This is a genomic window from Aliiglaciecola sp. 2_MG-2023, assembly GCF_030548145.1.
GTDB classification, from domain to species: domain Bacteria; phylum Pseudomonadota; class Gammaproteobacteria; order Enterobacterales; family Alteromonadaceae; genus Aliiglaciecola; species Aliiglaciecola lipolytica_A.
This window is the reverse complement of sequence record NZ_JAUORY010000008.1, coordinates 209,802-229,079: the sequence shown is the minus strand read 5'-3', so window position 1 is coordinate 229,079 and position 19,278 is coordinate 209,802. Positions and strand designations below refer to the sequence as shown.

Genomic DNA, 19,278 nt, shown 5'->3' with positions numbered 1-19,278 from the left:
GACACTGGCGATGACACTGGCAGTGACGACGACACAGACACTGGCGATGACACTGGCAGTGACGACGACACTGACACTGGCGATGATTCTGGCAGTGACGATGACACAGACACTGGCGATGACACTGGCAGTGACGACGACACAGACACTGGCGATGACACTGGCAGTGACGACGACACTGACACCGGTGGTGACTCTGGCAGTGATACAGGTTCTTCGACCAGCCTCAGTGTTACCAGTAATGACGGCGCATTGAGCGATTTTTGGGACTACTTAGAGGTTCGCGACATCGCCGTAGGCTACGTGGAGTTTACCGGCGTTGAAACGTCTATTCTCTTAGTGGGTGGCGAAGATATTGACTCTGTTGAAACCTTGAGCAATTTAACCGCGTCACCCAATAATGGGTTTGGCTTAGTAGCTGCCTTTGCCGATGGCACCAACATCACGGGAGCAAGCATTATTTCGGTGGTTGACGGGGTTGAATATAACTTTGAATGCACCGTAAATTGCGAAATTACTATTGATATCGAGGCGCAGTTGATCACCTTCGCTAACTCAGAATTTATCTGGGAAGACGGCAACGATTCGATTTTAGTTAGCGGCTCAGCCGAATGGTTAAGCAGTGATGAATACGTAGATACCTCAGATTGGGTGGGCTCTGAGGCGCCAACTGAGTCAACGTTTTGCGCCACTAACCTAACGACCAGCACAGCAGCGCAATTAGATGGCGGCTTGTCTTATACCACCGATGACGGAAACTGTGTTGGCCTGTTAAGCGTTGATAATAGTAAATTTACCAAACCGCTAACCGCGACCATAGTGACAACCGGTGACGGTGCCGGCGATGGCAGCTTGAGTATTGATAGCAATGTAAAAGTGTATGCTCGCACAGTAGACAAGGGCGTTGCTTACGTCGGCGAGAACGATGAAGCCTATTTTGAGACTATCATAGAAGGGGCTTTTGCTATCACCAATACCAGTGATTACGAGCTCTGCTTGGAAGATACCGACAATTGGCAGATGATGAAAGCAGACGGTACCGAGTTAACGAAATCGGTAACGGTTGCCTACTCATTTAATGACACCGAATACAGCTATGATTTTACTAGCTTTAATCGCGTCAACTTTCCTGGTTTAGATTGTTTACCACCTGGCGGCTCTACCATGATCCATTTAACACTTTCCCAATACGCAGTTACAGCCAGTGAGGACCTTAGCTTTCCCGAGGTCACTGGAATCACGCTTGCCTTAGAAGCTGAATACAACATAGTGGCCGACAATACCACTTACACCACACTGACCCCGGATTATATGGAGTGGTTGTACGTGAACGGTTCGCCGGGGATCCGTTTCGCCTTTACTAACAACACCGGCGTGCAACTCGTGCAAGACGACACACACCCAGTGTGGTATTACGATGATGATGGCTACCCAATATTAAGAAGTTATGTGTACTTACACACCCAACTTGGCGTAGAGGATTATGAACTCATCGAAAGTGATTATATTATTAACGACGGTGATCAAGTGCTGTTATTAGATGACTCGGCCGAAATAGCCATTCTTGCTCTGGGCGGAGGCACCGCGGTCAGGGCTGTACTGTACCCCGATTTATAAGCTATTCACTTTAACGAGTAAAAACACTCAAGGGTATTGATGCTAACGCACAATACCCTTTTTACTGTTTTAACGGATAGCGGTCATACACCGGACAAGTAGAAGTCAGTGCGTCCCAAATCTCCTGCGCCGCTCGTGTCTGACCAAACTGCTGTGCCAACCAAGCTAAATACGTTTTCGACTTAACGTTAAGCCTCTCGCCATGGGCTAACAATTGGCTGACGATAGACTCAAAATGGGGAAACACATGTTGCGTAACGCCTAACTGCTTTAGGCGTGCTTTATAATAAGCTTTAGCAACTTGCTGACTCACTGACGCATTGCCTAACAGCTCGTCCTTATCAATCAATAATAAGGCCTGCTGATATGCGTTAATGGCATTATCAACTTGCTGCAACTGCCAGTAAACGTCACCAACATCGCCCCAAACCTGATGAATATTCACAGCCTTTCGTTTACTAATGGCCCTTAGTTTGTAGTCTAATGCGGTGTGAAAATTGTGCTGATAGTAAAACACGGTGCCGAGGTTTTCATAGCCCAATGCACTGTGCTCAAAATGAGTAATGAGTTCGCCGTAAGTGGCTTTTGCCCCAGCCAGATCGTCTAAGCACAACTGTATAATTCCCAGATTAGAAAGGATCACCTCTTGCTTCACAAACTGATTGGCAGCCTTAAAATTTTTTAAGGCCATTTCAATATTGCCCTTGGCAAAATAGTAATTGCCAAGGGTATTGTATGCATGCCAGTTGTCAGAAGACAGAGCCAGCGCTCGGTTGATAAAGCGTGGAATATTCTCATCCGATACAGCGCTACTCTCGTTGCCACTCCATATCTGCAAGGTCAATTCTGCTAAAAGACTCAAGGCATCGGCGTTATGAGGCGCGGATACCAGGGCTGCTTGCACCATGGCCAGTGCATTGGCCTTTTCGCCCAAACGCGATAGTAGCTCGGCCTTGGCAAGAATGACCGAAATATGAGGGGCTGCGAGCGCGCCGGCCTTCGCACAATCGCTAGCCGCCCGCTCTAATAATGTGGCTTCTTCTCCCTGCCAACTCATATTCGCTTTGATTCGACAAGACTCTGCATAGGCTAAGCCGTAATTAGGGTCGAGCTCTCGAGCCTGTTCAATACTCGCTAAGGCGCGCTGGTAATGGGACATATTGTAGCTAGTGTAGCTGCGATCTACACCTTCAACATAGGCCCGAAAGGCAGCGGGTTGAGCAATAGATTGCGGCGCTAACGCCTTACCGACAAGCACTCGATTTAAGCGTTTAAAAAGCGTACGAACAATATTTTCTGTGCGAGCGCGCTGCGCCTCGGGATGAAAAACCTCTTGTAACGCCACCAAACTATGCCGCGCTGAGGCCAAGGTAACTGTGATCCCCCAGTAGTGTTTTGCGCGAGTATGTTGCAAGCGTATCACCACGTGTGCATCCCACATTTCAATAGCGGCTTTGTTGCTCATCGACGTGGCATCGTTATCGTCAATAAGCACAGCATTAATGGTCGGCTTGTCGTGAGTGTACTCAACAAACTTTGCGCCAAGGCCACGCAGCTCAAGATCGGCAATCACTATGACACGAGTAGGGCCAATAGCGGGAACCAAGCTGGCGAAATGCGTACTGTTCGTACTGTCACCCCTATCTTGTGGTATTAGCCCAACTATCAGGCTTACAATAATCGCCGTACTGACAAATGCAAACGCCAACCAAGGTAATGCGCGCCTTATTCTTGACCTAGCCTCAGTACGTTTAACCTGGTCGCCATCGTCACTTTCGGCCTTTTCAGCGCCGGTGTCTTGTTCAGCGCTTTGTCCTTTTGCCAAGGTAAATACTGACGGATCATCAGAAGCTAGTATGAGAGTGTAAACCTTTACGCCTAAGGCTTTTGCTACCCGCGTGAGGTTGTGAAAAGATACAGGTTGCTCGCGAAACACCTTGTTGATCAAATCTTTGGGCGGGCTCGACAAATTCTCGAGATCAGCCAAGTATTTGGCTAACTGAATTTGCGTACTAAAGCCTTTATCCGCCATGGCGGCTTCTAATTTTTGTCGCGACGCTTTTACGCCGCGTACTCTTCGTCGATTTTCCATATCACTTGAGCTCACACCCGCATTGCATACCGCAAAGTCACCATGTAACCAATTTCGTAACAAGGCCCCCAATAACTCTCACAGTTAAATTCGACCCCATAAAAACCGCTACTATGCTGCCGTACTTTGCATATATTGCCGAGAAGAGATTACTTTTCAATCAGTTTTTGGGGAAATGACGATAAAAATTACTCGTTTGTGCAACGATAGGCATCGACTGATCACGACTTACCACCTTGTTATCGATAAGCCTCTCATGCCAGTTCAATGAAAAGTAAGCCCCGTGAACATTGCGCTTAAGGCAGTACAATTGAGCAATAAATTAACCAATTCTAACGCCAGCGGTGCGCTAGCCTGCGGTGCCATTGGTGAATATATTTATAAAGACACTCTTCATAATTTAATCAATACGTTTTACATCATGTATTTTAAGATGGTAAACGGATCATATCAATATGGACAGGCATCTTTTTAGGTTGTGGTGATAACAACTTAATATTTTTTAGTGAGTACCAACAAAAAACTATAATCGGCTCTTATTTTAGATAAATGCATGCAGCGATTCGGTATCTGCGTTGGGTAAGTGCTTTTGAGGTGAATTTAGTACGAGGCTAGGCCTGCCTCTTGTGAAAAAAATGCCTGAAATGAAAAGTGATTCAGAAGGGCGTTAACCCAATGTACTCGTTTGCCGACGCTTTCGTTTGTAGTGCTTTAAAGTGTCTGCTTGTCCTGCAGCCACACTAAAATGTGTTTCAAAGGTTAAAAACATATCTTGCCAGGTGTGTTCGTCGAATCCTAAGCGTTGCAATATGGGCGATTCAGACATATCAATTGCACCTCGTTGTTCAGGATTGATTCTGCGACCCGATAGGTCCACTAATTTTAGATAGTCGACTAAATCGAAAGTTAACCCTAGCGATTGTTTCTGCATTGAGTTACCGACAAAGGGCATTAAGGTAGAGGGTTGATAACCGTTCTTAAAATCATGAATGCGACGCTTTATACTGGTGTGGTTAGATGATTCTGGGGTGGTTGCCATTTTGGCCCGTATTGGATTTAAATCTACGTACACCATACATGCAGCTAATGCATGTTCATCCAACAGAGCTTGTGACTTGAATCGCCCTTCCCAAAAATGCCCCGTACAGTTATCTTCCTGGTTTGCTTGTCGGGCAATAGGCTCATTCAATTCTCGCATAAACCAGCTGATATCGATTAATCGACTTCGATAAACCGATAAGGTTGAATTAAGTGTGATGCGTTCAGCGTCACTGAGCTCCGCCTCAATCAGCTCAGTAGCTTGCTTAGATGTGAACTTATGTGAAAGCAGAGTCCCTTTGTGAAGCTTATGCCAGCGCTGAGCAACCTCTTTATCCGTCCAATGTTTTGCTTTGTCAGAATTAACATGTAACACCACATGAGTATGATTACTCATTACCGCATATGCACACACTTCAATGGCAAAGACCGTGGTCAAAAATAACAATCTGTCTTCTACCCACTGGCGACGGTGTTCATAACTTTTTCCAGTCAGTTTATCTTCGCCGCACAAAAAAGCCCGACGAACACAGCGGGATATACAATGATAATAAGGGGTGTCTGAAAGACTGATTTGTCGCTTCCTTGGCAATGGCATAATTCATTCCTTGAATTAAGAATACTTAAGCATAGTTGATGTGGTTAACCTTGTAGTCTAGTTTGTGGCTGTCCATGTTAAATTATTGAATTAAGAATACTTAAGCATAGTTGATGTGGTTAACCTTGTAGTCTAGTTTGTGGCTGTCCATGTTAAATTAATCAACAAATCCTTGTCTAATTAACACCGCCCTAGTTAATTTCAACCAACCATGCACCCTAAGTTACTTAAGCGCTGGTTGTAAATACACAGTACCTTCTTTCATCACAAAAACAACGTTCTCAAGTAAACTGATGTCATCTAATGGGTTGCCTTTGATCGCGACTATGTCGGCCATTTTCCCTTCTTCAATGCTGCCAAATAGCTGTTCTTGCTGGAGAAGCTTCGCCGAGTTGATAGTAGCTGCTTGTAGGGCTTGCAGTGGTGTCATACCAAACTCTACCATTCGCGAAAACTGTTTGGCGTTGTCACCATGGGGGTAAACCCCTGCGTCGCTGCCAAATACCATATTCACTCCAGCTTTTACGGCTTTTCTAAAGTTATCACGCTGCTTTTTACCTACCGTACGTTCTTTAGCTAAACTCTCTTCTAAAATGCCGGCGTTTTCACCCTCACTTAGAATAAATTCTGTCACGTAAACATCCATAGAAAAGTAAGTTCCGTTTTTCTTGGCCAAAGAAATAGCCTCATCATTTATAAAGCTAGCATGCTCTATTGAATCCACTCCTGCTTTTATTGCACTAATAATGCCTTCCGTACCGTGTGCGTGAGCCGCCACTGTTAATCCGCGCATATGCGCTTCGTCGACTATGGCTTGCATTTCTTCTAGCGTATATTGCTGAACGCCTACTTTGGTGCCTTTAGATAACACACCACCTGTAGCGCAAAACTTAATCACCGTTGCACCATATTTAATATTCTCACGTACTTTTTTGCGCACTCCCCAAGGACCATCTGCTACGCCATCGGCTGTCACTTTATATTCAGCAGGCAACAGATTGTTATCACAGTGCCCACCTGTCACCCCTAAAGCGTGACCAGATACAAACATTCGTGGCCCTTCAATGTCACCATCGTTAATCGCATCACGTAGTGCCACATCGGAAAAACCTGGAGCCCCTACATCCCGCACGGTAGTAAAGCCAGCCATTAAAGTTACTTTCGCATGTTTTGCGCCCGTTAATGTCACTCTAGGTAAAGAGTCAGCTAAGCCACTATAACCATGTTGTTGTGAATCGGCAGTAAGATGAACGTGCATATCGGTCAGACCGGGTAAAAGTGTATGACCGCTCAAATCGACGGTATTTTGAGGTAATGGTGCACGATTATTGGCGGTAATCTTGACAATTTTACCGTCTTGAATTTCTAATAAGGGACGTGTTATTAATTTACCGTTTTTAACATTCACAAAGGCATCTGCATAAACGAACTGAGTGTCTGCTATAGCCAGAGTATTTACCGTGAATACGCCAAAAACAGAAAATAACATGCAGCGAATAAGCTGAAATCCTTTCATAGTTTAGATACCTTTTATTAATGCTATTGTATTTTTACTATACAACTTTTCATGGAAATAATACGAATTGATAGTAACGATAAGACAAAATAGCGTGAAAAAAACGATACAGATTATGATAAATCCGGTCACATTAGTTTGAAAGTATGAAGTCGATATGTATTGAGCACTAGCCTAGATACCTGAGATTATCAGGTCTATTGAAAGCTAGGCGTTAAGACTAACGAAAAGATTCTGCTTAGAATCATTTGTAGTTAAAAGACTTATTTCTCAATTAAATAATCAGAATCCAGTGACCAAAAGTTATTTTCGAGTCTTTTCAATGGCCGTTCTTTAGAACCAGGTTCGGCATTGAATAAGATCAGGTTGATAAGGTCAGAACTGACGGCTGGATTACTATGAAAATAATCATGTCCAATAAAACTGCTCGACTTTGGTACTTTGATTAAGCTCACATTTCCTACTGAATTAAAGATATTGCGCTCATTTATATTCACATCTTTAGTATTCAATCGGCCAAAGCTCAAACTGTTGGTTAACCATTGAGAAATGCCTAAAGCGCTATCTTCTTGCGACGTGTAAATAGTAATTTTTCCAAAAGCGGGGCCAAACTGTTCAGCCATTAGGCGTTGTTTAATAATGCCAAAATCTAAATCCGGAGCAGCTAAAATAAGATTTTCGATACGTAAGTCTTTTCTTGGGTTTCCGCCACCAGCTCTATTCTCGATGATAAGTTCTCGTAGTGTTGTGGTGACCACATCGGTGCCTCGACTGTGGGCAACAATATGAATATTTTCGATTTCAGGGTTTTTAAACAGTAGCCGTAAGGTTTCTTTTAAATGGAATATCGTAAATTGACCCGACTCTTTATCTGCAAAATAGGCAGTTACCCCTTTTGCTGCCGCTGGCCAAGAATACACAATAGGTACACCTTGTCGTTTCAGAAAATGCCAAATACCCGCTAGGGTGAAGACAGACTCGTTAAAGGTATTATTAAACCCGTGAACAAATAAAATAACGTCTTTATTTTTACTTTGTTTTAAACGCTGGTTGATGTGGTTGTTGAGTTGGTTTTCATGAAAAGACTTTTGCTCTAGGATTTCCTCATCAATTTGAAGTCGATCGCCTACTCGTCTAAATTTATACGGTGATAAAGGAAAGCGCCCCTGTTCATCTACATTTTCTAGCACATAAGTTAAATCAGCCGACCGCTTTTGTATATTACTTTGCGCCAATAATTCATCCCAGGGTAATAACTTATCTCCAAAATTTACTTTGGCAACACCATAGGCAATGGATGGCGAACGACTCGCATCGTAAATAACCTCTTTATTGACAGAAGTACCACGGTCCGTGACATATATCAGCTCCATACTGGTTTCACGCAGATCTTCGGGAACCTCACTTTCTGAATAAGGCGTATTGATAAACACATTCGGTGTGGGCATTAATTTTGGAGCGGAAGCACAGGCAGATATCAGCAGAACGAAAAAGGAAATAAAAACTGAGCGTTGAGCTCTGTGGTAAAACATAGTTATTCCTTTTTACACTTATTCGGGAGTTTAGGAGGCCAATACAAAAAGTAATAACCAAGGGAGCAAAATATAACAGATTTCAAATCTGTGGCCCAACAGATTTGTCGGAAATGCTTTGCCTGAGAATCAGGTCTTATATATCACTAAAAGATAAAGAGGCAGCGTAAACAATATGGAAATTAGCATTGGTTTACCTTGCGAGTATGAACAGCTATGTTTCTTGTAAGGCGTGGGCATCGCCGTTTTATTTATCAGCATAATCGCTGCAATTATTATCTCGGTATGGCGAGACAAAATAAAACAACAGAAAAAACGCGAATTGCGGAAAAAGCAAAGACAAAAACGTCGACAAAAGAGCTCATAAAGATGCCTATCTTACTTTTCCCGCCTTCTTATACTGTGGACTCGAATTGGCCGATTAATAAAGTAATACATTACTGAATTACGCTATTTGTAAGCCTTATTAAGTTCTTTTCGAATTGCAAAACTTCTTTGCTTTTGCAGTCCATGGTTTTAATTGACTGGTCAAGACCAGCAAGGATATGCCCGCTCTTTTCCAGTGTGAAGAAGCTATCTAAAAAGTCGGCAAATTCGCCGCTCGCGGGGCCGCAGAACCTTTCACATAGTTCAACAAATTCAGGGTTTACACGATACACCTTGCCTATTTTAATGCCGCCAGCACTACCCGCGTAGTTGCCCATTTGGTCTTGATAGTCGATCACGCGAGTGGTGGTGCGGGTATCGACTACTTTAGTTCCTTCACGAAAACAAGCATCCTGACGATTGCCTGTGAGTTTAGCCTTACTTACCGCGAAGCGACTAAAGTCATAAATGTATTTGCTGATCAAAAGTGTTGGGAACTTCATCTTTACATCAACATTTTGGGCACCATTAAGTCCTGCTTCAGCGGCTAGGTTAAAAAATCGTTGAAGATCGGCAGTTCCCGCCTGTTTGGCATACTCAGCTTCCAATTGTTGATTTATTTGAGCAATCTTTTGAGTGTCGTAGCGGTAGATAGCATCTAGATACACACCACCGAGCATTGAACAATAAGGGGAGGAATCACAGGTGCCAAATACTCGCTGATTAATCTTCATGCGTGCAAATGATTTAGCTTTTTCGCTCATATTATGTTGGGCGATGGATACTGAACCTTGATAACTAAGATTAAACCTCATGGACTCCCACCGGTTAACTGAACCTCGTTCATAAAAATGTAGCTCTATAGCCATAAAACGTTTGCAGTGCTCACGCACCCTTGGCAACACCTCTTCACTAACAAATCCCTCAAATCCGATTTTATCATTCCCTTTATAATTGGCCTTAACCCATTCATCACGCTCATCTATGGTGCTATCGAACTCTGCATCGACGTGAGCTATAGAGCCGTAACAAAACGGATCATTGCGAGGATAGAGCAAGAAAGGACCGATTTGGCCAATGACTTTATCTACGCGGTCTAGCTGTTTTGGGGGTGTTAATGCGTTTATACCGTCCTCCCCGAGCGCGGTACGAGCTGCACTTGATGGGTTATACTGAGTGCGAGTGACGATGCCATCACGATAGCGAAATACAAAGTTATCAAAGTCGTAATATCCATAAGAATCTGACCAATCTTGCATAGACAGGCGAATGTTATAGTTTGTCCGAAAACCTTCCGCTCCAGAGCAGGTTTTTTCGATAGCAGGGATAACCTGTTGAAGCACAAATTGTTCGAGATTTGGTTTGAACAACTGTGTTCGTTGTTGGGGGCTGAGCTTATGCTCTACCCGCACAGGGATCGTTTTGGGAAAACTTCTTTTATATTCCAACTTACACCAACCAGACAACGGGCCATTATCGTTAGGCATAAGTTTTAATTTATCAGTCTGGAGCAGAGTGTGTTCAATAGCTTTGCTCTGGGCGGCAACGAATGAAGGAGATGACAGCAAAAAAAGTGAAATGACCGAGGCCATAATGAACTTTAGACTCCTGACAACGCTATGTCTTCCCAGAGCATACTTTTGTAGATTTTTTTGTGACCATGGCATGGGTTAGCCTCCTTGAAGAATAAAGACTTCAGTTGGTATATAAGGAATAGCAGAAAACCCCTGATTGGTCTAGCCGCTTACGGATCACGCTTCAAATGACAATGAGTAAACCATAAGCAATTGATGGCAAACGACTCGCATCGTATATAACCCCTTTTTGCTCAGAGCTACCTCGGTCTGTCACATATATCAGTTCCATACTGGTTTCACGCAGTGCTTCGGGAATATCGCTTTCTAAAAAAGGCGTATTGATAAAACCATTCGGTGTCGGCATTAATTTGGGACTGGAAGAACAAGCAGATAGCAAAAGCACTAACAGCGAAATAAAAACGGCACATTGTCCTCTACGTGAAACACCATATTTATTCCTTTTTTCGCTTGTTCGGGAATTTACAAGGCCGATACAAAGGTAATAACCAAGGGAGCAAAATATAACAAACTTATTCGACCTTAGGAATTTTGTTGGTGTTCGGTATAAAAATACACCTTGACTACCCTGCATATTGAGAGTACTTTAGTCCCAAGGTTTGAGAAAAGGCCTGTTTTTGTGAATCCCTCGTTGTTTTCCATTTGTAGTAATCTAGTCATAATAGTTTATTTGTAATACTTCGCGTTATCCTCAGTACAATCTCCATTTTTCACGCTAAATTGCCAATTTTTTTGGCACAATTTTAATTATTTCTAGGATATCTATTATGTCTAATACAACTACTGGTTCAGTAAAATGGTTTAACGAAGGTAAAGGTTTTGGTTTTATCGAACAAGAATCTGGCCCTGACGTTTTCGCTCACTTCAGCGCAATCGTTAGCGATGGCTTTAAAACGTTAGCTGAAGGACAGCGCGTACAATTCTCTGTTACTCAAGGTCAAAAAGGCCCACAAGCAGAAAACATTGTTTGTATCTAAACCGCTTTAACTAAACAGATAAAGCTAATGTCAGATTTTGCTCATATGTAAATGTGAGCAGAAGACTGACATACAATTAAGTCCAACGAGTTATCAATACTTTTACTCGTTTTATTATTTCGACTCATTTTCAGAGTCACACCGCCCTGTTTTTCATAAGTTCTATTTCCAACATACTGGTTTACATCCCCATTTTTGAAAAAACACGTAAAACGCAAGGCGGCTCAAAGAGAATTTTATTAATTTGAATCAAACCGCATCAATTTCAGCAACTCACCCTGCAAATGTTAGAACCTATGACAACCCTATTCCTGGTCGTGAATTTATATTAAGCCTGTTTAGCAACGTCAAAAAACACCTAAACCGCGAACAAATCGCCGATGCATTGGCATTGCACTCCTCACAAGATAAAGAAGCACTAAGAAGACGTTTGCGCGCCATGGAACGTGATGGTCAGCTATCATTTCAGCGCAAGGGCTATCAACTCATCGATCCAGAATCACTGGTAAGTGGCGTCATCAATATTCACCCGGATGGCTTCGGATTCGTCACTTATAGCGAGTCTGAAAAAGACTTATTTCTACCCAAAAACCAATTAAATCACGTATTTGACGGTGATATTGTTCAGGTACTTATTGAACCCACAAAAAACGCAAAACGTGCTTTCAATACGCTGATTAAAGTGCTCGAACGCAACACCACTCACATTGTTGGTTTGCTCCAACGTGAGAGTAAAGGTTACGTCTTGCAGTCAGATAACAGCAAGATTTCACACATTATCCAGGTTGATAAGAGTAAGCTCAATCAAGCACGCGTCGGTCAGTATGTGAATGCAAAAATCCTAAATTACCCTAATTTTCGCCAACACACACAAGTTGAAATTACTGACGTACTAGGTAACGTTAGCGATGCCGGAATAGACAGCAAACTTGCCCTTTATCGACACGGTATTTCAGCTCAATGGGATAACACCCTACTTGAAGCAGCAAGCGCTTTGGGTACGCAAGTGTCTGAAAAAGATAAAACCCAGCGCGTAGATTATCGCTCTCTGCCATTTGTGACCATTGATGGTGCCGATGCGAAAGACTTTGATGATGCGGTTTATTGTGAAAAGTTAGAAACTGGCGAATGGCGTCTATTGGTTGCAATAGCAGATGTTTCTCACTACGTTCTGCCAAACGATGATTTAGATATTGAGGCGCAACAACGAGCGACATCAATTTATCTTCCAGATCAGGTTGTTCCTATGTTACCTGAAGCCTTGTCCAACGGACTTTGCTCGCTAAACCCAGATGAAGATCGCTTAGTGATGGTTTGCGAAATGACAATTAATCAAAAAGGGCTAGTTAGCAACGCTCAGTTTTCTGAGGGCTTGATTAAGTCTCATGCTCGATTAACATACAATCAAGCTAATGCACTTGTTACTAAACCAGGTAGTAAGCTGGGTAAGACAATTTCCGATTCCAATCCAGAAATAGTGCCACATGTTGCAAACTTACACTCTTTGTTTAGAGTTTTAGGCACACAACGCAAACAACGAGGTGCAATTGAATTCGAAACACAAGAACTCGCGCTTAAACTCAACAAAAATAAAAACATCGCCAACATATCACCGCTGAAGCGCAACGACGCGCATCGAATGATAGAAGAGTTCATGCTTTGCGCCAATGTCGCCACTGCGCAGTTTTTAGAACGTAACAAAATTCCGAGTTTATTTAGAGTACATGCCGGTCCGCAACAGAAAAAGTTAACGGCACTTCGCGCATTTTTGTCTGACAAAGGTTTACACCTCGGCGGCGGAGATAAGCCAACACCTCATCACTATAATAATTTATTAAAAAAGGTGAGTAAAAGAGCGGATGCAAAGGTGATTCAAACCTTGTTACTTCGCTCACAAAGTCAGGCGGAATATTCGCCAAATAATCAAGGACACTTTGGTTTAGCTTACGACGCCTATGCCCATTTCACTTCGCCAATTAGGCGCTACCCTGATTTATTAACTCACCGAGCAATTCGCGCAAAGATTCGAAAACAACAAAAAAGAACGGGGTTGCAATGGGTATTACGCCAATTGAAGTTGGATAAATTGCAAAATAAGACACTGCCTAAAACGGCATATCCCTATAACCCCGAAGAGATTGAGCTTTTATCAGTGCATTGCTCTAACCAATCGCGCTTAGCAGACATCGTTAGTCGCGAAGTTGAAAACGCAATGATGTGCAAGTATATGCAACCTTTTATCGGCAATTCTTTTGAAGCATGTATATCGGGAATGAACAGCTCAGGTTTATTTGTTACGTTAGCGCAATCTGGTGCCGAAGGCCTAGTGCACATTGCAAGTTTGCCCGGTCAAGGATTTAACTTTGACGCAAATAAGCAAAAATTAACCAACAACCATCATGAATTTGAAATAGGGAATGAAGTCACGGTTGTTTTAAAAGACGTTGACTCACTTAACCGTAAAATGAATTTCGAACTCCCTTTAGATTCCTCAGCAGTCGTTTAAATGCATAAGATTTACGATGAGTTTAAACCTGATTGAACTCGATAGCCTCAAGCGGCCAGATTCACACTTTGAAAAGATGACACAAACTTAGTTGCTTCGCTTTTCTTAAGAATCAAGTTTGTGGCTGTCCATGTAAATGCTACATGTAAATGCTATGTCCGCTTTGGCAACGAGCAGATATTCGGCAATAAGCGAAAAACAGAAGTAGGTTCCGGCATTTTCCATCGGCAGCAATAGACTGTGAGTTCAATTTTTGGTGGTATGGAACCGGGAAAAGAAAAGAGGCAGTACTTAGTAAATGAGCTTTAGAGTATTGCCTGAGACGCCCGATAATTAGGTTTTCGTTAAATGTAATTTCGTGATTTTTAAAACACAACTACTTTTTATGAGTGTAAATTCTTCCACGACCATCGTGTTTTGCTTTGTACAACGCCTTATCACATTGACTAATTAACAAAGATGTTGTCAGTAATGTGAGGTTATTACTAGATGATGTCAAAGAAGAAAGAAGCGATTTTGTTATGGAAGACGCCTACGCAAAAATGGGAAACTCTCTCCAATCTCGAACTATGGTCTTGAATAAAATTTCTTCACTTCCTAAGCCCAACTCGCAAGAGGAACTTGATCAACTCAGAAAATTGAACGAAGAGTACAAGAGATTAATTACTTCATTTAAAGATGCAATCAAGCAACTGAATACATATATTAAACAATCGAAAGATGCTTAATAAGGTGTTCAAAAAAATACCATAACTTACTCTTGTATGAGAATGAACTGAATATCTGCAAATGGCACAAAGTTCTCAGTCAGAATTAACGTAAAACTATCCGTTCAAGCAGTGCATGCGTCGAACAGGTTCCCAAGGCTAAATGACTGCTTTAGAAAATAGCACAGAAGAAAATGAAATGACCGTTCCTCGATAAGCTTATCTGCCGTTCAAAATATTTTATTGAACGACATTAATTTGCAGTGATAATGCCGACAAAAACTGGTTTGAGTAAGCTATTAAATAAGTATTCGTACTCGCGCACTTTCAATTGGACGACATTAAACTTTCAATTGGACGACATTAAACTTTCAATTGGACGAAATAAATTCTACTATTAGTCAGAATCATACTTAACCCAATTGAGTCGCATAATGTTTGAACGTTTCGCTAAAAAAAATTTATTAGATGCGCTTAGTGACACACCTGTTGTGCTAATTCATGGTTCTCGTCAATGTGGTAAAACAACGCTCGCACAACTTGTAGGTGAAAAGCAGGGCTATTACTATCTGACCTTTGATGATACTAACCAACTCAACTCTGCAAAAAACGACCCTGTGGGTTTTATCGATAATTTACCAGAAAAAGTCATTATCGACGAAGTCCAGCGTGCTCCAGAAATATTTACAAGTATTAAGGCTAGCGTTGATAAAAATAGAAAACCTGGACGTTTTATACTAACTGGCTCGGCAAACGTTTTACTCCTTCCAAAGTTATCGGATTCGCTCGCGGGTAGGGTAGAAATTATTCATCTAAGAGCGTTATCGAAAGCTGAAATTATTGGTCGCCAATCCAGCGTCATGCTAAGCATATTTACACGCACCTTAGATCAAAATGTCAAAACAACTGGATATGTAAAACTTGGGAAAAAGATTAACACGTTAATCACTGCTGGCGGCTACCCTTCTGCACTTAGCCGAACTAGTGAAAACAGGAAAATGGCATGGTATCGAGATTTTACTAACACTATTATTCAACGAGATATTCAGGATATTGCCAGTATTCAGAATATAAGCATACTCCCGAAATTACTTCAGCTCTGCGCCAGTCAGACTGCTAGATTGTTCAACGTATCTGACTTAGCGTCCCCCTTTTCAGTAAGCCGCCCCACTATAAAAGAATACATTACATTACTTGAACAAATATTCTTAGTTGAGCAAATTCAGCCATGGCACACTAACCGCTTGAGTCGTTTAATCAAGACCCCCAAAATACATTTAGCAGACACGGGATTAGCGTGTGCCTTACTTAACGTAAAAAGTGATGACTTGGAGAAAGATAGAAGTTTGTTAGGACAGCTTCTTGAAACTTACGTGTATCAAGAATTACAAAAATATGCCAGTTGGCAAGACAACAATATAGATATTTACCATTTCAGGAACAAAGACAAAGTAGAGGTCGATTTCGTTATACAAGACGGCAAGTATATTACTGGTATAGAAGTGAAAGCGTCTGCGACCATCCAATTAAGTGATTTCAAGGGACTCATTAAGTTACGTGATGCGGTTAACGACTGTTTTGCAAATGGTGTTGTATTTTACGACGGAGATACAATACTCTCTTTTGGTGACCGCTTATTTGCAATCCCTTATGCTGCATTTTTAGCGAGTTGAACATACTTTTGACCTAGAACTAATTAGCCTTTCAGTTCCAAATGACCGGTTTAGGGCTAGAATTTAACCCCAAAAGCCAGGTTTTTAAATGACTCCTAATCGCTCTAAGCCGTCCTACAATTAGTTTAATCAATTATCGGTAAACAACCTTTTGCATTTCATCTGGTGACTGATTTGAAACGGCCGCTTTCTTCAACAATACAAATAATATTTAAGCCTAAATGTCGGCAATTGGCACAAACCCAACCAAAACCTAGTGACGTGGCTGTGCGAGTTTCAAACTTTAATGTCTAGTTTCAAACTTTAATATACTCGCACAAGGGCCTTTCGGCCCTTTTAGTTTCTATTCAACAGTAACTGACTTGGCCAAGTTTCGCGGTTGGTCAACATCTGTACCTTTAATTACGGCTACGTAGTAGGAAAGTAATTGTAAGGGCAGTGTGTACACGATTGGTGCGATAGCTGGCTCACAATGAGGCACATTAATAACTCGCATGGTGTCGTCACTGGCGAATTTTGCTTGCCTATCGGCGAACACATACATAATACCGCCTCGGGCGCGCACTTCTTCTACATTGGATTTTAACTTTTCTAAAAGTTCGTTATTAGGAGCAACGACTATTACTGGCATTTCGTCATCGATTAACGCCAGAGGTCCGTGTTTTAATTCTCCAGATGCGTATGCTTCAGCGTGGATGTATGAAATTTCTTTGAGCTTTAACGCACCCTCCATAGCAATCGGGTATTGGTCACCACGGCCTAAGAAAAGGCTGTGTTGTTTATCGGCAAACTCTTCGGCTAAATCTTCAATTCCAGCGGTTAAACTTAAGGTTTCTTCAAGTTTAGCTGGCAAGCTGTGTAAACCGCTAACAATCGACTTCTTATCTATTTCAGATATGCCATTGTACTTACCTAGGGCCAATGTCAGCATCAAGAAACCAGTCAACTGAGTGGTGAACGCTTTGGTAGAAGCAACGCCTATTTCTGCACCTGCTAAGGTCATAAACGCCATGTCAGATTCGCGCACTAACGATGAACCTGGCACATTACATATCGCCAAACTCGACATATAACCGACGTTTTTGGCTAATCTTAGCGCGGCTAAGGTATCGGCAGTTTCACCAGATTGAGAAATAGTCACCAACAAGCTGTTGGGGTGTACCACTGATTTGCGATAACGAAACTCAGAAGCAATTTCAACGTTACAAGATACGTTGGCATATTGTTCCAGCCAATAGCGCGCCGTCATACCGGCATGATAACTAGTACCACATGCGATGATTTGCACATGTTTAATATCTTTTAAGATGGCCTCAGAACCTGCCCCAAATATCCCTTCAACTAAGTCAGTCTCACCTAAGCGATCTTGCAGAGTATTGCGCACAACTATGGGCTGCTCATGGATTTCCTTGAGCATATAATGACGATATCCGCCTTTGTCGCCAGCATCATGTTCAATATCTGAATCGAATACATCGCGCTCTACCAACGTACCTGTAGCATCGTATACTTTGATGCTTGTACGAGTTATCTCTGCGACGTCGCCTTCTTCTAAGAACATAAAACGACGAGTAACCGGCAATAAAGCCATTTGGTCTGATGCGATAAAATTCTCGCCAATCCCTAAACCTATTACCAATGGACTGCCTGAACGAGCAACAATAACGCGATTTGCGTCCATTTTGTCCATAATCACGGTACCGTAAGCACCATGAAATTGGCTCACAGAATCTTGCACTGCTTGTAGCAGATCTTTGCCATTTTTAAGCTCTTCATGAACCGTGTGAGCAATGGTTTCAGTGTCGGTATCTGAACCAAAGGTATAACCTTTGGCTTGTAAATCGGCACGCAGATCTTCATAGTTTTCGATGATGCCGTTATGCACCACGGCAATCCGGTCATTTGAAAAGTGTGGGTGTGCATTTTTCTGAGTAACACCGCCATGGGTGGCCCAGCGAGTATGCGCTATACCGGTAGAACCTTTCACTGGATTCGCTTCAATCGCATCACTTAGTGCTTTTACTTTTCCAATCTGACGTTCACGGGTCAAGTTGCCGTTGCCATCCAACACTGCCACTCCAGCTGAATCGTATCCGCGATACTCGAGTCGTCTCAGTCCTTCTAACAATATTTCAACTACGTTGCGTTCGGCAATTGCGCCTACTATCCCACACATAATCTTCTCCTAATGTGTTTCAAGGGTTGGAGCGCAAATCACATTTACGCCGTGTTGTTCAATTTGATGTTTGGCTTGTTCATCAATGCCATCATCAGTTACCAATATTGAGATTTTTGACCAGGGCAATTCCACATTGGGTATTTTGCGCTGTAATTTTTCTGATTCCGCCATCACAATCACTTGTTTTGATACTTCTGCCATGGTGCGGCTCAATGAGGTTAACTCATTGAAAGTTGTAGAACCGCGCTGCGTATCTAATCCCGCAGCACCTAAAAAAGCTTGGTCGAAATTATAGGCGCGAAGCATTTGTTCAGCCATTTGACCTTGAAACGAATGAGACTGTTGATCCCATGTGCCGCCGGTCATTAGCACTTGCGGCTCGTTTTCACGTTCTAATAAGTCATTCGCCACATGCAGTGAATTGGTCATAATGACTAAACCACGTTTGGCGGCTAAATGGGGGATTAACGCCGCTGTAGTGCTGCCACTATCAATAATAATACGGTTATGATCTTGAATAAGAGTAGCTGCGGCAATGGCAATAGCTTTCTTTCGACTCGAAAGCTTTTCATTGGTTAATTCAGAAGATTCTGACGGCAATAAGACAGCGCCACCAAATTTTCTGAGCAATAACCCGTTACTTTCGAGTTCTGATAAATCTTTTCGAATCGTTACTTCAGAGGTTGAAAACAGCTTAGATAAAGCGTCTACAGCGACTTCTCCACGTTCGTTTAAACGCTCAATGATAGCTCTACGACGTTGTTGGGTATTGCGTTTTTGCACTATTGTATCCACCGATGAAAGCACTTAAGTTTCGAAACGAAAGAAATAATAGACAATAATTTACGAATTGCAAGTATTTAGTTTCATACCTGTGTATTT

The 19,278-nt window shown here is 42.3% G+C and carries 12 protein-coding genes; 4 read left to right on the top strand and 8 right to left on the bottom strand.

Annotated features, from left to right (window positions below; all coding sequences use genetic code 11):
- Positions 1-1,617 (top strand): hypothetical protein (locus tag Q4567_RS10925; protein ID WP_303500383.1); only part of this gene is annotated, 1,617 nt, incomplete at its 5' end.
- Positions 1,618-1,678: 61 nt separating this feature from the next.
- Here Q4567_RS10925 and Q4567_RS10920 read toward each other — a convergent pair.
- The 6 genes from Q4567_RS10920 to Q4567_RS10895 all read right to left on the bottom strand — a co-directional run bounded on the left by Q4567_RS10920 (position 1,679) and on the right by Q4567_RS10895 (position 10,700).
- On the bottom strand, positions 1,679-3,772 hold the full coding sequence (locus tag Q4567_RS10920; RefSeq protein WP_303500382.1) for a lipopolysaccharide assembly protein LapB: 2,094 nt from the start codon (positions 3,770-3,772) through the stop codon (positions 1,679-1,681).
- Between the two features lie 604 nt (positions 3,773-4,376).
- A complete protein-coding gene (locus Q4567_RS10915) occupies positions 4,377-5,345 on the bottom strand; it encodes a transposase (protein ID WP_303500381.1) in 969 nt (322 codons plus the stop codon).
- A 223-nt stretch (positions 5,346-5,568) separates the two neighbouring features.
- The gene (locus Q4567_RS10910) at positions 5,569-6,834 is read right to left on the bottom strand and encodes an amidohydrolase family protein (RefSeq protein ID WP_303500394.1); all 1,266 of its coding nucleotides are present in this window, start codon (positions 6,832-6,834) and stop codon (positions 5,569-5,571) included.
- Between the two features lie 290 nt (positions 6,835-7,124).
- Complete coding sequence (locus Q4567_RS10905) at positions 7,125-8,393, bottom strand: alpha/beta hydrolase (protein WP_303500379.1); 1,269 nt, start codon at positions 8,391-8,393, stop codon at positions 7,125-7,127.
- 437 nt (positions 8,394-8,830) lie between these two features.
- Complete coding sequence (locus Q4567_RS10900) at positions 8,831-10,426, bottom strand: hypothetical protein (RefSeq protein WP_303500378.1); 1,596 nt, start codon at positions 10,424-10,426, stop codon at positions 8,831-8,833.
- Between the two features lie 91 nt (positions 10,427-10,517).
- Positions 10,518-10,700, bottom strand: a complete 183-nt coding sequence (locus Q4567_RS10895; RefSeq protein ID WP_216048632.1) for a hypothetical protein — start codon at positions 10,698-10,700, stop codon at positions 10,518-10,520.
- Between the two features lie 421 nt (positions 10,701-11,121).
- Between Q4567_RS10895 and Q4567_RS10890 the strand changes: the two genes are divergently transcribed.
- From Q4567_RS10890 to Q4567_RS10880, 3 genes are all read left to right on the top strand, one after another.
- Positions 11,122-11,331: a cold-shock protein gene (locus Q4567_RS10890; protein WP_216048631.1), complete on the top strand. Its 210-nt coding sequence runs from the start codon at positions 11,122-11,124 to the stop codon at positions 11,329-11,331.
- 244 nt (positions 11,332-11,575) lie between these two features.
- Complete coding sequence (rnr, locus tag Q4567_RS10885) at positions 11,576-13,837, top strand: ribonuclease R (RefSeq protein ID WP_303500377.1); 2,262 nt, start codon at positions 11,576-11,578, stop codon at positions 13,835-13,837.
- A gap of 1,141 nt (positions 13,838-14,978) precedes the next feature.
- Positions 14,979-16,217, top strand: a complete 1,239-nt coding sequence (locus tag Q4567_RS10880; protein ID WP_216048624.1) for an ATP-binding protein — start codon at positions 14,979-14,981, stop codon at positions 16,215-16,217.
- 343 nt (positions 16,218-16,560) lie between these two features.
- Here the strand turns inward: Q4567_RS10880 and glmS are convergent, their stop codons facing one another.
- Positions 16,561-18,393, bottom strand: a complete 1,833-nt coding sequence (gene glmS, locus Q4567_RS10875; protein WP_216048623.1) for a glutamine--fructose-6-phosphate transaminase (isomerizing) — start codon at positions 18,391-18,393, stop codon at positions 16,561-16,563.
- 9 nt (positions 18,394-18,402) lie between these two features.
- Entirely contained in the window at positions 18,403-19,179 is a 777-nt protein-coding gene (locus Q4567_RS10870) for a DeoR/GlpR family DNA-binding transcription regulator (protein WP_303500375.1), read from the bottom strand.
- Positions 19,180-19,278 lie beyond the last annotated feature (99 nt).

What these genes read in the sequence shown, in the direction of transcription:
- Q4567_RS10915 (WP_303500381.1), bottom strand. Translation starts at nt 5,345, where the DNA reads ATGCCATTGCCAAGGAAGCGACAAATCAGTCTTTCAGACACCCCTTAT.
- Q4567_RS10910 (WP_303500394.1), bottom strand. Translation starts at nt 6,834, where the DNA reads ATGTTATTTTCTGTTTTTGGCGTATTCACGGTAAATACTCTGGCTATA.
- Q4567_RS10905 (WP_303500379.1), bottom strand. Translation starts at nt 8,393, where the DNA reads ATGTTTTACCACAGAGCTCAACGCTCAGTTTTTATTTCCTTTTTCGTT.
- Q4567_RS10900 (WP_303500378.1), bottom strand. Translation starts at nt 10,426, where the DNA reads ATGCCATGGTCACAAAAAAATCTACAAAAGTATGCTCTGGGAAGACAT.
- Q4567_RS10895 (WP_216048632.1), bottom strand. Translation starts at nt 10,700, where the DNA reads ATGCCGACACCGAATGGTTTTATCAATACGCCTTTTTTAGAAAGCGAT.
- Q4567_RS10890 (WP_216048631.1), top strand. Translation starts at nt 11,122, where the DNA reads ATGTCTAATACAACTACTGGTTCAGTAAAATGGTTTAACGAAGGTAAA.
- Q4567_RS10880 (WP_216048624.1), top strand. Translation starts at nt 14,979, where the DNA reads ATGTTTGAACGTTTCGCTAAAAAAAATTTATTAGATGCGCTTAGTGAC.
- glmS (WP_216048623.1), bottom strand. Translation starts at nt 18,393, where the DNA reads ATGTGTGGGATAGTAGGCGCAATTGCCGAACGCAACGTAGTTGAAATA.